Origin of the sequence: Algoriphagus persicinus (genome assembly GCF_035156415.1) — a bacterium.
Lineage (GTDB): Bacteria > Bacteroidota > Bacteroidia > Cytophagales > Cyclobacteriaceae > Algoriphagus > Algoriphagus persicinus.
Window position 1 is genome coordinate 1 of record NZ_JAYEEY010000032.1, and the last position, 14,732, is coordinate 14,732.

A 14,732-nucleotide genomic window follows, 5' to 3' on the forward strand; every position below is an offset into this window, starting at 1 on the left:
CCTACAGAACAAATCGGTCTCAGAGTAAAGAGACCATTTTCCATAATCTGATCAACAGAATGGTTAAGGCTGAAAAATTATATATCCAGAATTTGATATGATGTTAAATGGCCACCTCTATGAGTTTAATTGTAAAAGCTCTAGGTTTAACAATACCAGTTTCAATCCGCTGAATTGTGCGTGTTGCTATTTTACACATTTCTGCAACCTCAGCCTGTGTTAATCCTTTTACTTTTCTAACTTCAATTAATTTTTTTCCAAAATCTTCCTCTTCCATTCAATTCGAAATTTTAGTAAGATTATAATTAGTTTAAAATTTTTACAAAAATCAGCAACGACTTATTCACGACATTTTCACGACACTCAGTTTTAAAACATGATTGTTTCCTAACAAGGAATTCTTAAGCCATATTCCGGTCTGTGAAGAAACAGACCGGGGCGAATAGGCTATATCTATTTCACAGTAAAGCTTATTTTTTTGCCAAGTCCATATTCCAACAGTCGGTAGAGAGTAGAAAGTTGTATGTCACTTTTGCCATTTTCAATTCTTGAGATAAAACTTTTCTTTGCACCAATTTTTTCAGCAAGTTGCTCCTGGGTCATATCAGCAAGTTTTCTTTCTTCCTTTATAAGTTCGCCAATAGCAAATGCCTTTGCTTTGATTTCAAACTCTGTTCGGTTTTTAGAACCACTTTTGCCGTAGCGTTTGTTAAGGTGGCTACTAAATGTCTTGATATTTTCATCTATAGGTTCCATCGTTTTTATTTTTTGTTTTCAAAGTATTCAATCATTATAGCTTCTGCTCTTTTCAGCTCTTTCTTTGGTGTCTTTTGTGATTTTTTCTGAAAACCATTGAATAAGACAACCAAACTGTCTTTGTCGAAACAACAGAATATTCGGTAGATATTACTTTCATATTCTATTCGTATTTCGTAGAGGTCTTTTATTCCTTGAATATTCTTGAAAAATTTTGTAGGAATTCGCTCCAAAATTGAAATCATGTAGAGCACTTCATCGATTTTGCCCTTTGCCTTATCGTTTAAGGTCTCAAAGAAGGTTTCAAAATGGTCTTTATAAAAAACTATTTCTCTAATTATCTCCACGCTACAAAGTTAACGAATAATGGAACATTAAAATGTGCTTTTCTAATTCTTTGGACTGTTTTTTATTGCGATTAACAACTGCATCTACACCATTCCTACTATATCGCTATCGTACGCATCTTTCGGATATGTTGAGATCAAATGAGGATTGCGTTGATTAACTATCAAAAGCTTGTGACATTTATTTTGGGTTGGAGTTTCAAATCATGATATCCTTCTTAACCCATCATTCCGATTTTGGGCATGTAAGTTTAGGCGGAGTAAACTGGTTTCTACATTATTTGCCCTTTCACAAAATCAATATATGCCTCCTTTTTGAAGTCAAACCAGTCTTGTCTATACTGAGATGTGTCGATCGCATACTTAAAGTTCTGAAAGGGTTTCCGCTTGGAGAGTTGGTCTAAAAGCTTTTCTCTAAACTTGCTATCAGTCATTGAATACGCGAAATTTTCCATCACCGTAAATCCCTCACGGGAATCCATTTTTTCAAATCGCATGTAGTTGCCCCAATCAGATTCAAGTTTTTCGATGAGCTCTTTCCAAGGTTCTGGGTCTAAATACAGATCCTCTGAATCAGGATGAGATTCAATTGTTCCCGTTGGAATGTGAAAGAAGCAGAGCATTCCGCAGTCAAGGAGTTCGGCGATTTCTTCGATATGTTGTTCTGTCAGAGTCATTGATTGCACCTTTTTTTTCGAAAGCCTCACTTATAATAATCCATTACTTTTCAAAGTTAAACTTTATGATCAAGCGATAAGAGTTGCCTTAACTCTGAAGAAGTTTTTTCCTCCTCCTTGCTACAAGAGAAATATAAATCAAATCCGTAACAAAGATTATCACACCAATATACAGAATTGGCTCGTGTACTCCTCCTGCAGTTTTGGAGCCGATTATTCCAAATAATAGCGTGGTGGAAAAAGTGCCGAGGCACTTTGGAATGGCTATCAACAGAGATTGCCCTTTCAAATCAGGCCTACGGAAGTACATCCGGATAAATAAGAAGGACATCAAGAAGTTAATCAGGTAACCTATATAAAGTGCTCCGTTTACTATTCCCAACCATTGAAACGCCACATGCTGTATCACAAAGCAAGCAATCAGAACTACACTCGACTGAGCTAAAAAAGTGACCTTATTCGCTTTTACCTCATGATGTCCATACTTGAAGTAAGTGAACAATATTCCTATATCTATGAGTATCCATATGAAATTGACAAGGGTAGAGACATGGTAACCAAACACTAAGTAGCCTTGAAAAGTATAATATATCTCCCACGAGAAATTTAAGGAAAGGGTAAGAAAGGGAATTCCATAAGATTTATCCCGAAAGCCCACTCGCAAAGCTTCAATATAGGCGATGATCCAGCCTAATCCACATAGTGCAATAAAGAGTGAGCTTAGGGTCATAAGTAATTTATCATCAAGAAAATAAAGCCTTTTGAAACAAGGAAATGAGCACTTTTCCCTCCAAAATCAAGCTTCATTCTATTCTCTACACAGGGAACTCTTGTTTCAAAAGTCCCAAAAAGATAAGGGAAAAACACAATACATGACCTCTGATTTTGTCAGAAAATGATTTTTGTCAGGTATGGCACTTTTTACTACCGCTGAGCATAATCTAAGTGGATATTCTAGTAGATTTCCACGTATTTTATAAAATCACCGTAAAGTTGACGCTACGCCCAAAACGGTAACCTGTATTATGGAAAATCAAATAATAAGCTTTCTCACACAATTGCTTGCAAGATCAGCTAATCCGAAAGGATTGGATTGGCTCAGTAAGCAAGCTGACAAGATTACCTCAGAAGCTATTCCTTCTACATTTTTTCTGGCTTTCAGTCAGTCATCAAGATACTTCAAAAAAGAAAAAATCTCCTTTTCTGCTGACGATAGCGCAAAAGCAAATCAGCTAACTTCCGGCTTTGAACCTCAGTTTTGGAATCAATTACAAACTGCACGCACGGTGTTGATGCTGAGTTATCCACAGCAGAAAGAGTCTTGGTTTGCAACAATGAATCAGCTTTTTGAAACGGCCGACATGCATGAGCATCAGGCCTTATTTGCGGCGTTGCCACTTATGCCCTTTCAGGAGGATTTAATTCCAAGAGCAATTGATGGCTTGCGCACAAATATTTCTTTGGTATTCGATGCCATTGCTTTGGACAATCCCTTTCCAGCTAAGTATTTCCCCGAAGCCAATTGGAATCAAATGGTATTGAAAGCTATCTTCATGCAGCACCCATTGTATAGAATTCAAGGGTTGAAAGAAAGAAGAAATCCTGCTCTGGCGGCAATAGCAAGAGATTTTGCCCATGAACGCTGGGCAGCTGGAAGAGTTGTAATGCCGGAGATATGGAGATTGGTGGCTCCTTTTGTCAATGACATGTACTTGGATGATCTGAAAAAAGCATTGGCCACTAAAGATCAGCTACAGGTTAAAGCTGTACTATTGACCCTGAAAGAATCGGCCTATGCTCCGGCGAAAGAATTGCTGGAGTCACTTCCAGCTCAAGAGTCCAGTCTTGATAGGGAGGCTATTGCTTGGGAAACCGTTGGTTCGGCGTTTCAGCTTACTCGTGTTTAATTACTAATTTTACAATCCTTCATTCTAAATTCAAATACCATGTATATAGATCCACATATCCACGTCGTATCCCGCACTACTGATGACTATGAAGCCATGCAAAAAGCGGGTATAGTCGCAGTGATTGAGCCTGCATTTTGGCTAGGTCAGCCACGGACGGAAGTTGGCAGTTTTAAAGATTATTTCAGTACGCTCATTGGCTGGGAGCGCTTTCGTGCGAGTCAATTCGGTATAGTTCATTATTGTACGATGGGTTTGAATTCCAAAGAGGCGAATAATGAAGCTTTGGCAGAACAGGTGATGGAATTGCTGCCGCTTTATGTAGGCAAAGAAGGGGTAGTAGCGATTGGAGAAATTGGCTACGATGACCAGACCGAAGCGGAGGACAGATTTTATAGACTACAGTTAGAACTGGCAAAAGAAGTCGATCTCCCGGTACTTATCCACACACCACACAGAGATAAAAGAAAAGGCACTATTCGTAGCATGGATGTATCCGAGGAACATGGCCTGGATCCTAAAATGGTGATCGTAGATCATAACAATGAAGAGACAGTAAAAGAAGTTTTAGACCGTGGATATTATGCCGGATTTACTATTTATCCACATACCAAAATGGGGTCTGAGCGCATGGTGGATATCGTGAAGCAGTATGGTCCGGAGCGGATTATAGTAAATTCAGCGGCGGATTGGGGGATTTCAGATCCATTGGCAGTGCCAAAAACTGCTGACCTTATGCGTAAATCCGGAATACCAGAAGAACATATCAAGCTAGTCACGTACCAAAATGCCTTGACAGCCTTTGGCCAAAGTGGGCAAATGGATGAGCAAGACTGGCTAAACGCAGCGCCTTTGGATCAAACCAAAAAAATGAGCGGTAACTCGGTGCTTCGAGGCGGACAAACACCTAAAGTAGAAGGTTCTTCTAATGTTGTAGAGAATTAATTATGGGGTCTTCCCGTCTTTTCGCCTACCTTCAGCTCACGCGCCCAGCAAATGTAGTCACAGCAATTGCCGATATCGGGGCTGGCTTTGCGGTGGCAGGTGCATGGGGATTTATAATTGCAGATTGGGGGTCTGGAGCTAATGAATTTCTAATTAATCTGGGATGGCTTTCATTGAGTACAATTGGATTGTATGCGGGTGGAGTTGCCTTCAACGATGTGTTCGATTCAGACCTAGATGCGGTGGAGAGGCCAGAGCGCCCTATCCCAAGTGGAAGAGCTTCCAAAGCTGGGGCAGCCTGGATGTCATTTTTGCTCTTGGTATTAGGTGTGGTAGCAGCAGCTCAGGTGAATACTATTGCTGCAGGATTAGCATTGGCGGTGGCCGTACTGGCTGTACTTTATGATTATTGGGGAAAACACCAGAATTTCTTAGGCCCAATAAACATGGGACTTTGCCGAGCAGGTAATTTGTTTCTCGGCGTCAGTGTAGTTCCTGATTTACTTCCTACAGTCTGGCCTTTGGGATTTATCCCATTGATATTTGTAGCTGCGATCACCATGATCAGTCGTGGAGAAGTACATGGCAAAAACAGAAATGCACTCTATGGAGGTTTATCCATGTATGTGATTGTGATCTTTATCATTGGTGCTATGCCAATTGTACACAAAACAGAGATATGGGAAGTTTTTCCTTTCTTAGCGTTACTCAGCTACATGATTTTTCCACCTTTGGTCAAAGCTATTCGCAACCAAAACCCAAAACTCATAGGCAAATCCGTCAAAGCTGCCGTTATTTCCCTAGTCATTGTCAATGCATCCATTACAGCAGCTTTCGCAGGATGGCAGATTGGAATAATTGTGTTATTGTTGCTGCCGATTTCACTTTGGTTAGCCAAGAAATTTGCTGTTACCTGACACAAAGAACTAAAAAGGGCTCGGAATTGTATTTATTCCAGTATACAGCCTAAGCCCATACCCTGTTGCCATGAATACGATTATTGAACAAGTATTTTCAGTACCCTATAAATATCCTGTATGTTTTTCGGAAGCTATTTTCTCTTTGCGAAATAGAACATTTGTTGATCTGCTGGCCAAAGACAGACATGCTAAGGTTCTTTTCGTGGTGGACAGTGGAGTTGCAGAAGCCCATCCTCAGTTGGTTTTACAGCTAACAGCTTATGCGAAAGCCCATTCTGAATCTTTTTCAATTGCATGTGATCCTATCGTCGTAGTAGGTGGGGAAGCCTCAAAAAATGATGAGGCCATCTATAAGAAAATAGTGGAAGCAACGCATTTGTTTGGAATTGATAGGCATTCTTATATCGCGGTGATAGGTGGCGGGGCGGTTATTGATATGGTTGGTTTTGCTGCAGCGATTTCACATCGAGGCATTCGATTAATCCGTATTCCTACCACCGTTCTTTCGCAAAATGACTCTGCGGTAGGTGTAAAAAACTCTGTGAACCTATTTGGCAAAAAGAATTACTTAGGGACTTTTACCCCACCTTACGCAGTGCTGAATGACTTTGATTTCCTGAAAACCCTAGATGACAGAGATTGGAGATCCGGCATATCCGAAGCGATAAAAGTGGCGTTGATCAAAGATCTAAGCTTTTTTACCTGGATTGAAGCTCATTCTGCAGCTCTCGCATCCCGTGAAATGCAGCCCATGCAAGAATTGATCGTTCGATGCGCTCAGATGCATTTAGATCATATTTCCGGAAAAGACCCATTCGAGTTCGGTTCTTCTAGGCCATTGGATTTTGGTCACTGGGCAGCTCATAAGTTAGAACATTTAAGTGATTTCAGAATTCGTCATGGTGAAGCTGTGGCTATCGGAATTGCCTTGGATTCTACCTATTCATATCTTAAAGGATGGATTTCAGAACCTGATCTTTCTAGAATAATTACGGTCTTTAAAACCTTAGGCTTTGAGCTTTTCGCCCCAGAATTAGGTGGAGATAACCTTATCAAAGGCTTACAGGAATTCCAAGAACACTTAGGCGGTCAACTCACTATTATGCTTTTGAAAGACCTGGGCAAAGGCGAGGAAGTTCACGAAATGGATCATCAGCTAATTCATCAGTCTATAGCAAAACTCAAAAGCTTCAATCAAAAAGAAAATTTGATCAATAGTTAATTCAGTAAAAACCATCTTTATTCATGGAAATCAAAGGTTTTCACCTCAGTTACTGCAGCAATATTCACCCAGGAGAAAGCTGGGAAGCGACCTTCGAAAATCTCAAAAAATACATTCCGGAAATAAAGGATCGCTTACATGTAGATAAGCCTTTTGGTATTGGCTTACGGATTTCCCATGAAGCAAGCCTCCTACTCGAAAACCCAGTACAATTAACTAAATTTAAGAGTTGGTTGGAAGCTAATCACGCATATGTTTTCACCTTGAATGGATTTCCATACGGAGATTTTCACCGCACTACAGTAAAAGACCAGGTTCATTTTCCCGATTGGACTACTACCGATCGTCGCGACTATACCATCAGATCCTTTCGGATTTTAGCTCAACTTTTACCTGAAGGGTTGGATGGAGGTATTTCTACTTCACCTATTTCCTACAGACACTGGTTCAAATCCAAAGCCGCATTGGATGCCGGGATGCTGACAGCCACACAACATTTACTAGAGGTGGTTTCTGAATTAGTAGAAATCAAAAAGCAAACCGGTAAATCGCTGCACTTGGATATAGAGCCGGAACCAGATGGGATTCTTGAAAATTCCGAGGAGATGATCCGGCTATTTTCAGAGTGGCTGCTTCCTTTGGGAAAACCATGGCTTGCCGAAAAATTCAATATTTCTGAGGAGTTAGCAGAAGAATACCTCAAAGAGCATATTCAAGTCTGTTACGATGTATGTCATTTTGCTATTGTCTATGAAAAGCCTGCTGATACATTTGCCAAATTCCAAAAAGCCGGAATCAAGATCGGAAAGATCCAGATTTCTGCTGCTTTAAAAGTATTGATCCCTGCAGAGCCAGAAGCCAGAGATTTGGTAAAGGTGAAATTATTGCCTTTTGAGGAATCTACTTACCTGCATCAAGTGGTGGCAAGGCTGAAAAACGGTACATTAAAATCTTATCCTGACTTGCCGCAAGCACTCAAGGTCTTGGGGAATACGAATGAAGATGAGTGGAGAATCCATTTTCACGTCCCCGTCTTTCTGGATAATTATGGAGCACTTGCTTCCACTCAGGATCAAATTTCAATTGTTCTCAATGAAATTTTAAAAAATCCTTCTTTGACTAATCATCTGGAAGTTGAGACCTATACTTGGGAGGTATTACCCGAAGACACGCGCTTAAGTTTAGGCGAATCTATTTCCAGAGAATTGGAATGGGTAATCAATAAAATGAATTGAAATGAAGAAAACCGTTGTCTTAGATATCGTTGCTCTTTCTCCCCGGCTAATCGGTGAGCATACGCCTTTCTTGAAAAAGTGGATTGAAAAAGGTAAACGAGCAGTAGTGGAGCCAGTATTGCCCGCTGTTACCTGTTCTGCTCAGTCTGTTTATTTGACCGGAAAGTGGCCAAGTGAAAATGGTATTGTGGGAAATGGTTGGTACTTCCAAGACGAATGTGAAATCAAGTTTTGGCGCCAGTCCAATAAGTTGGTACAGTCGCCGAAGGTTTGGGAAACGCTAAAGAAAGAAAATCCTGATTTCACTGTAGCGAATATGTTTTGGTGGTACAATATGTATTCAAGTGCAGATTATGCCGTAACACCACGGCCACTATATCTTGCCGATGGCAGGAAGGAACCTGATTGTCATAGCCAGCCGATGGAGCTTCGTGATAGGCTTCAACAAGAATTGGGGCAATTTCCTCTTTTCTCCTTTTGGGGTCCAAATGCCAACATAGCCTCAAGCAAGTGGATTGCTGAAGCTTCGAAGAAAGTAGATGAATGGCACAACCCAACCCTCAACCTGATTTACATTCCGCATTTAGATTATTCTCTTCAGAAGTATGGAATAGATTTCGACAAAATCGGAAAGTATCTCAAGGAAGTAGATGAGCTAGCTGAAGATTTGATCACTTACTTCGAAAAGCAGGGGACGCAGGTGATTTTACTATCTGAATATGCGATTACATCAGTGAGCAAGCCAGTTCATTTGAATAGGATTTTTAGAAATCGAGGTTGGATTCAAGTGAAAAATGAGCAGGGATTAGAGACATTGGATGCAGGCACTTCCAAAGCTTTTGCAGTGGCAGATCATCAGGTTGCCCATGTGCATGTGAATGATTTAGCCATTTTGCCCCAGGTGAAAAAGGTATTGGAAGAGACTGCAGGCGTAGAAATGGTGCTGGATGAGGAAGGGAAAAAGAAGTATCACTTAGATCATGAGCGCTCTGGGGATTTAGTTGTAATGGCAGACAAAGATTCTTGGTTTACTTATTATTTCTGGCTCGATGATGCAAAAGCACCGGATTATGCCCGCTGTGTGGATATTCACAAAAAACCGGGTTATGATCCAGTAGAGCTCATTTTGAGCCCAGATATTAAGTACCCAATGCTTACTGTGGGTTCAAAAGTCTTGAAGAAAAAGCTAGGTTTCCGATACTTAATGGATGTGATACCATTGGACGCAACACTTGTAAAAGGCGCACATGGAAGATTAAGTGAGGATCATTTGGATAAGCCGCTCTTGGTTTCTCAAGCGAAGAGCTTGGTGAGTTCAGAGACAATCCAGCCTACGGATGTTTATGAGGTGATTTTGAAGGCAGTTCGTGGCTAGTTAAGTCTCACTAATTTTCACTGGATTCTGGCGACAGTCGAATACATGCACTATTTCAATTCTTACCGTTGCAATTCCTATTTTTGAAAAAAACTCATTCATGCTTATCAGCTACACACGATACCTATACTTTTCTCTTTTACTGATCTTGGCATTTGCCTGCGGCAAAAAGGAAGAAGGCTGTGAACTTTCTTCCGAAATCTTAGATCAAGAGTTCACTGTCAGCATCACCCGCATGGAAAATGATTTTTTCACTTCAAAATCAACTGAGGAATTCAAGTATCTATTTGAGGAGCATCCGGAATTCACCAAAGAATACCTGCAGCTGGATCTCTATCCAAGTCCTGATAGTCTAGCCGCTGAACTGCTCGCTATTCATCAAGATTCCTCCATGAAAGTACTTTACGATTCTGTGGAAGTAGCTTTTAGAGATTTTTCGGATGTAGAAAAAGATCTTGAAAATGCTTTCAAAGCCATCAAATATTACTTCCCCGAATTCCAGGTACCCAAGGTTTACACCTTTACTTCTGGCTTTAATTCTGACCTGGTGGTGACCGACGATCTTATCGTGATTGGTCTAGATTATTTTTTGCCGCCAACACACTCTTTTCAGCCAGAGCTTCCAAGGTATATGGCAGAACGGTATGATCGCCCTTTCATTGTGCCGATGATAGTGATGGCGATTTCTGCCAGATTTAATGAAACTAATCCTACAGATAATACCCTCCTTGCCGAGATGATTTATTACGGTAAAACTTATCATTTTAGCAAGGCTATTCTGCCATGTACTTCTGATCAATACATCATCGGCTATACACCTGAGGCGATTACTGAGAGCTTTGACAATGAGGAATTTATTTGGTCCCACTTCGTGGAAAATGAGTTGCTCTACGAGACTAACCCATTTGAAATTAGAAAATACATAGGGGAAGCCCCATTTACAGATGCAATAAGCACAAAAGCTCCCGGTCGATTGGGCCGTTGGCTAGGATGGAACATCGTGGACGATTACCAATTCAACCAAGATATCCCTCTGGACGTGCTGATGGCAGAATCCGATGCAGAGAAAATTTTCAGAGAATCAGGATATAGACCCAGGAAACCAAAGGAGTAGAAAGGAGACCAATAAAAATGAATTCCATTCCACATCCTAATTGAGGAAAAGCGAACTCATCCGGTCAAAATGATGAATTCATCAGGAGTACATGGCAGATTTTTACCATGCTCAATGACATGTTGCAAATGAGAAACCGCGTGTTCTTTGGTGAAATGCTGCTCCGCTAAATTCCTGGAATTCTGCCCCATTAATACCAGCTTTTGAGGGCTATCTTCTATTTCCATCAGCTTAGAAAAAGCTAATCCTCTTTTTGAAGGGAGGCAAGAAAACCCAAGTTGATGACTCTTCACCAAATCGTAAACCCACCCTTTATGATTGACCAATATGGCTTTGCCGGCAGCCATGGCATCAAAAAACTTATTTGGACTGTTGCTTTTCAGCACTGGCAAATGCGCAAAAGATATCCATGCAAAGTCAGCCAAATTAAGAACCTCATTGACTTTTGCTTTGGAGCCAAAAGGGATGAAATGAACTTGAGTAAGTGACCTGTCCAAGGTGATCCTTTTGAGTAGCGCCTCATGACTACCCTGTCCCATGATTAGAAACTGCCAATTTTTACCGCGCTTCTTAGCCATTTCAGCTAGATATAAGAGTTCTTCTACGGCATTTACCTGGCCCAAAGCCCCAGTATAAGCAATAGTCAAGGAATCGGTTAACCCATACTTTTGAAGGAGATTCTCACTTTTCTTCATTGGGTAAAATGTATCCAAATCTGAGAAATTTGGAATCAAATGAATTTGCTGCTTGGGAGTGACTTTTCGTAAGTGATCAGCAATTCCGGGGGACAATGCTACCAAACTTAGGGCTTGCTGATAGATCTTTTTCTCCAAGGAAATCAGGAATCGTTTCAGCAGGGGATTTCTGATTGCCCCCACTTCTATAGGTGCCTGCGGCCAAAGATCTCTTACTTCAAAAATATACGGAATAGCTAAGGTTCTTTTGGACCAAAGACCAAGTAAGCCGGTGGTCAGAGGCGTAGAAGTAATATAAAGTAAATCAGGTCTTACGAGCTTTTTTATCAATTTTTTAGCTTGGCGAACGTAGCTCAAAAAAGATAAAATACGCTTGAAATAACCAAATTTCTGATCATACTTCACTGGTACACTATGCACCTTGATTCCTTCTATCCAATGCTGATCATAGCCGGTTTGCTCTCCCCCAGTGATCATTTCTACTGCATGACCTGCATCCACCAATCCTTTGGCCAAGTGATAAGAGCGCACGGCACCCCCTTCGGCTGGGGTTTTGAAATATTGATGAATGTAAATGATCCTCATAGTTTATGCAATTTCACCCATTCTGCCAGAAGAAATAGATTATATAGTGTTAAAAAATGACGTTTTGTGCCCAGTTCAGGTTTTGCTGCTAGTAATCTCATTTTAGCTGGAAAATATGCTCCATGGCTTTTCTCGAATGCTTTGATAGCGCTGAAAATACGTTTGGAGAATTGTCCATCCTCTGCAAACCATTCTTGCAAAGGCAATCCAAACCCCATTTTCTTACGCTCTGCTATCCATGTAAGATCAAGTTCTTTCAGGAATTGCTTGATCCAAGGCTTGCCTTTCAGCAACTCCTCGTTCTTCACATTTCTCCACATTTCCAGCATGGAGCTATCCAAATAAGGTGATCTGCCTTCAATACTATGCGCCATCAAGGCATTATCGAGGATTTTCAACACATCCTGCACCAGATAAACTTGCCGATCAAAATCTAGCATTTGGCTGTATTCCGGCAGATTTATATTGAAAATCCTAATGTAATCTTCGGCAAGATCTGTGGGAATGCTATCTAAGCCAAAGAAATTCAGAAAGGTCCTGTGTGAATCGGGATCAATCGCTGAAATAAACTTCTGAATGCTTGACCCAAGCGGGAGTTGCTCCAAAAAACCCTGGAATTTTAGCAGATCATTCTTATACTTTTGGTAAGCATCAAAGGCTTTATGCCGCTGATATCCTCCCCAAAGCTCATCTGCACCAGCTCCTGAAACCAGCACTTTCACAGACTTTTTAGCTTCCTTTCCTATCATCCAATTAAGAAACCCCGCTGAATCTCCTATTGGTTGATCTACGGATTTCAAGTATTCATCCCAGTTTGCCCAAAAGCTATTTTGAGTTATTTCTATGAGGTGATGATTAGATGGGACCAGCTTTGTAAATCGGCTTGCTGCATTCCCATCGGAATATTTCTGCTGAAATTTCTTTTCCACCTGGATGGTAAATGAAGGTAAAACTGTGCACGTTTTCCGATACCAAAGTGCATAGAGTAGCGAACTATCCGCTCCTCCACTGAGCTGAATTCCTACAGGGACGTCTGCGCGAAATTGATTTAATACGGCCTCGGTGAGCGTCTCTTTGAAGCTGTCAAATGTTGGCTCAGGGCCAAGCGAAGTTTTACTTGTGATCTGATCCCATCGAAAGGCCGAGTGATTAAATATCTTACTGAATCGCCCAGGTTTCCATTCATGGACACCTTTGAAAAATGTGTTGCCGGGTGTAGGCGCTCTGAAATAGAAATACGGCTCAAATTGCCTAGCATCAATGGCGGAAGATTTAAGACTTTGGAGGCTGCCGCATTCCGAAGAAAGAACCAGTGTTTCTGGGGTTTGCACATAATAAAGCGGTTTTTCTCCATTGCTATCGCGGGCTACGATTAGAGATTGATCGTTCAAATCGACAAAGATCAAGGCAAACATTCCATGAAGTTTATCCAAGCCTTTGGTCCCGAAAACCCTAAGAAAATGTAAAACAACTTCAGTGTCTGACTGCGTGATAAAGGTGATGCCCATCTTTAGCAGAATATTTCTGATTTCCTGATAATTGTATAGTTCCCCATTCCAAACAAGTAAGGATCTTCCATCAGGAGCCATGAATGGCTGATCTGCTTCAGTACCGGTATTCAGAATTTTCAGCCGGTTCACTCCCATCCACAGGCCAGGCCAGGGACTATAGCTAGCTTGCTGATCTGGGCCTCGATGTTGGCTTTGCTTTAGCATGACGTCAATCGCCTCCTTGTTCGCGCCTTTGCCCCAGATCAGATGGATTCCACACATTACTTATAATTTTCGACTTTGGTCAATTTGCCCTGATTCTTCTCAAAATACTTGCATAGATGTGTCAGCGCGCATTCATCACATTTGGGGCGCCGCGCCAGACACACATACCTACCATGCAAAATCAGCCAGTGATGCGCGATATACACAAATTCTTTGGGTATGTGTCTGATTAATTGTTTCTCAACTTCCAAAGGGGTTTTGGCCGTTTGAGAGACCAAACCTAGTCTTTTCGAAACACGAAAAACGTGCGTATCCACTGCCATATTGGGCTGGTTCCATACGACAGAAGTGATCACATTGGCAGTTTTCCTTCCCACCCCGGGTAGTCTGATCAACTCTGGAACAGTAGAAGGAACCTCGCCTCCAAAATCCTCCACAAGCATTTTCCCCAAACCTAAGAGATGCTTGGTTTTATTATTCGGATAAGATACGGTCTTGATGTATGGAAAAAGCTCGTCAAAACTGGAAGCGGCCAAAAACTCAGGCTCAGGGAATTTCTCGAATAAAGCTGGAGTGACCATATTAATCCGCTTATCTGTGCACTGGGCTGAAAGCACGACTGCTACCAAGAGCTGAAAGGGATTATCATACTGAAGCTCAGTCTCAGCAATCGGCATATTCTCTCGGAAGTGCTTGATGATGGCATGGTATCTTTCTTTTTTCAGCATTTTTTAGAAGGTTTTTTAACCACGGGGGAACACAAAGGTTTACGCGGTGATCACTAGTTGATATTTTGTTTAGCTCTCGTTTGCATTAAAGGGCTGAAAGCCTATGTTACTAAAGGCCAGCTTAAAGCAAATATCCATCGATAAAAGCTCTGAAGTAGCGAGACACGAGTTTCCTCGTCTTTTTGTGAAACCCTAATTAATAAATGCCCACTTAGCGAAATGCTAATTTAAAAGATGCTCACCTCAATCCCATTTTTAGAGAAAAATTAGGTTGAATAATAGTTGTACCTCAGTAGATCATAGAATTTTATGCATATCTGCTTTTCTACCAGTAAAGTGACGACAGCAACAAAGGATTTGGTGAACTTTATCATTTACGTCGCTTCGGTCTCCCGTCATCCCTTACAGCCTGCGGTCGGGGGTCTTCCCGCCTGATAAGCAAAGGAATTATGTCATTGCGGATTATCCTATAGAATCTAAACTGATTTCCAATTAAAACTCAAAATTGTAT

15 protein-coding genes and 1 pseudogene are annotated in these 14,732 nt (G+C 41.1%); 8 read left to right on the forward strand and 8 right to left on the reverse strand.

Going from position 1 to position 14,732, the window contains the following annotated elements; genetic code table 11:
- A pseudogene (locus U3A58_RS19050) lies at positions 1 to 101 on the forward strand (IS1595 family transposase); the annotation flags it as partial.
- Between the two features lie 2 nt (positions 102 to 103).
- On the opposite strand, the gene U3A58_RS19055 reads toward U3A58_RS19050, so the two are convergent.
- The 5 genes from U3A58_RS19055 to U3A58_RS19075 form a co-directional block, all read right to left on the reverse strand.
- Positions 104 to 277 (reverse strand): helix-turn-helix domain-containing protein, encoded by a 174-nt coding sequence (locus U3A58_RS19055; protein ID WP_323825991.1) that lies wholly within the window; start codon positions 275 to 277, stop codon positions 104 to 106.
- A gap of 176 nt (positions 278 to 453) precedes the next feature.
- Positions 454 to 756: a helix-turn-helix domain-containing protein gene (locus U3A58_RS19060; RefSeq protein WP_323825992.1), complete on the reverse strand. Its 303-nt coding sequence runs from the start codon at positions 754 to 756 to the stop codon at positions 454 to 456.
- A 5-nt stretch (positions 757 to 761) separates the two neighbouring features.
- A complete protein-coding gene (locus U3A58_RS19065) occupies positions 762 to 1,103 on the reverse strand; it encodes a type II toxin-antitoxin system RelE/ParE family toxin (RefSeq protein ID WP_323825993.1) in 342 nt (113 codons plus the stop codon).
- A 272-nt stretch (positions 1,104 to 1,375) separates the two neighbouring features.
- Positions 1,376 to 1,780 (reverse strand): UPF0158 family protein, encoded by a 405-nt coding sequence (locus U3A58_RS19070; protein ID WP_323825994.1) that lies wholly within the window; start codon positions 1,778 to 1,780, stop codon positions 1,376 to 1,378.
- An 88-nt stretch (positions 1,781 to 1,868) separates the two neighbouring features.
- Entirely contained in the window at positions 1,869 to 2,510 is a 642-nt protein-coding gene (locus U3A58_RS19075; RefSeq protein ID WP_323825995.1) for a transmembrane-type terpene cyclase, read from the reverse strand.
- Positions 2,511 to 2,805: 295 nt separating this feature from the next.
- Here U3A58_RS19075 and U3A58_RS19080 point away from each other — a divergent pair, with 295 nt between their 5' ends.
- From U3A58_RS19080 to gldB, 7 genes are all read left to right on the forward strand, one after another.
- Positions 2,806 to 3,687, forward strand: a complete 882-nt coding sequence (locus U3A58_RS19080) for an EboA domain-containing protein (protein ID WP_323825996.1) — start codon at positions 2,806 to 2,808, stop codon at positions 3,685 to 3,687.
- 39 nt (positions 3,688 to 3,726) lie between these two features.
- Positions 3,727 to 4,632 carry a TatD family hydrolase gene (locus U3A58_RS19085; RefSeq protein WP_323825997.1) on the forward strand — a complete coding sequence of 302 codons (906 nt, stop codon included), beginning with the start codon at positions 3,727 to 3,729 and terminating at the stop codon, positions 4,630 to 4,632.
- 2 nt (positions 4,633 to 4,634) lie between these two features.
- Positions 4,635 to 5,549 (forward strand): UbiA-like protein EboC, encoded by a 915-nt coding sequence (gene eboC, locus U3A58_RS19090; RefSeq protein ID WP_323825998.1) that lies wholly within the window; start codon positions 4,635 to 4,637, stop codon positions 5,547 to 5,549.
- A gap of 70 nt (positions 5,550 to 5,619) precedes the next feature.
- The gene (locus tag U3A58_RS19095) at positions 5,620 to 6,774 is read left to right on the forward strand and encodes a 3-dehydroquinate synthase (RefSeq protein ID WP_323825999.1); all 1,155 of its coding nucleotides are present in this window, start codon (positions 5,620 to 5,622) and stop codon (positions 6,772 to 6,774) included.
- Between the two features lie 23 nt (positions 6,775 to 6,797).
- Positions 6,798 to 8,009, forward strand: coding sequence for a metabolite traffic protein EboE (eboE, locus tag U3A58_RS19100; RefSeq protein WP_323826000.1), 1,212 nt, complete (start codon positions 6,798 to 6,800; stop codon positions 8,007 to 8,009).
- Position 8,010: 1 nt separating this feature from the next.
- On the forward strand, positions 8,011 to 9,384 hold the full coding sequence (locus U3A58_RS19105) for an alkaline phosphatase family protein (protein ID WP_323826001.1): 1,374 nt from the start codon (positions 8,011 to 8,013) through the stop codon (positions 9,382 to 9,384).
- Between the two features lie 100 nt (positions 9,385 to 9,484).
- Positions 9,485 to 10,498, forward strand: coding sequence for a gliding motility lipoprotein GldB (gene gldB / locus U3A58_RS19110; protein ID WP_323826002.1), 1,014 nt, complete (start codon positions 9,485 to 9,487; stop codon positions 10,496 to 10,498).
- Between the two features lie 56 nt (positions 10,499 to 10,554).
- Here gldB and U3A58_RS19115 read toward each other — a convergent pair whose 3' ends face one another.
- Genes U3A58_RS19115 through nth form a run of 3 tightly spaced genes read right to left on the reverse strand, consistent with a single transcriptional unit; the run spans position 10,555 to position 14,221 of the window.
- Positions 10,555 to 11,778 (reverse strand): glycosyltransferase family 4 protein, encoded by a 1,224-nt coding sequence (locus U3A58_RS19115; protein WP_323826003.1) that lies wholly within the window; start codon positions 11,776 to 11,778, stop codon positions 10,555 to 10,557.
- A complete protein-coding gene (gene asnB / locus U3A58_RS19120) occupies positions 11,775 to 13,550 on the reverse strand; it encodes an asparagine synthase (glutamine-hydrolyzing) (RefSeq protein ID WP_323826004.1) in 1,776 nt (591 codons plus the stop codon). The genes U3A58_RS19115 and asnB overlap by 4 nt, the downstream gene beginning before the upstream one ends.
- On the reverse strand, positions 13,550 to 14,221 hold the full coding sequence (gene nth, locus U3A58_RS19125) for an endonuclease III (RefSeq protein WP_323826005.1): 672 nt from the start codon (positions 14,219 to 14,221) through the stop codon (positions 13,550 to 13,552). Before nth ends, asnB begins: the two co-directional genes overlap by 1 nt.
- Positions 14,222 to 14,732: the final 511 nt, after the last annotated feature.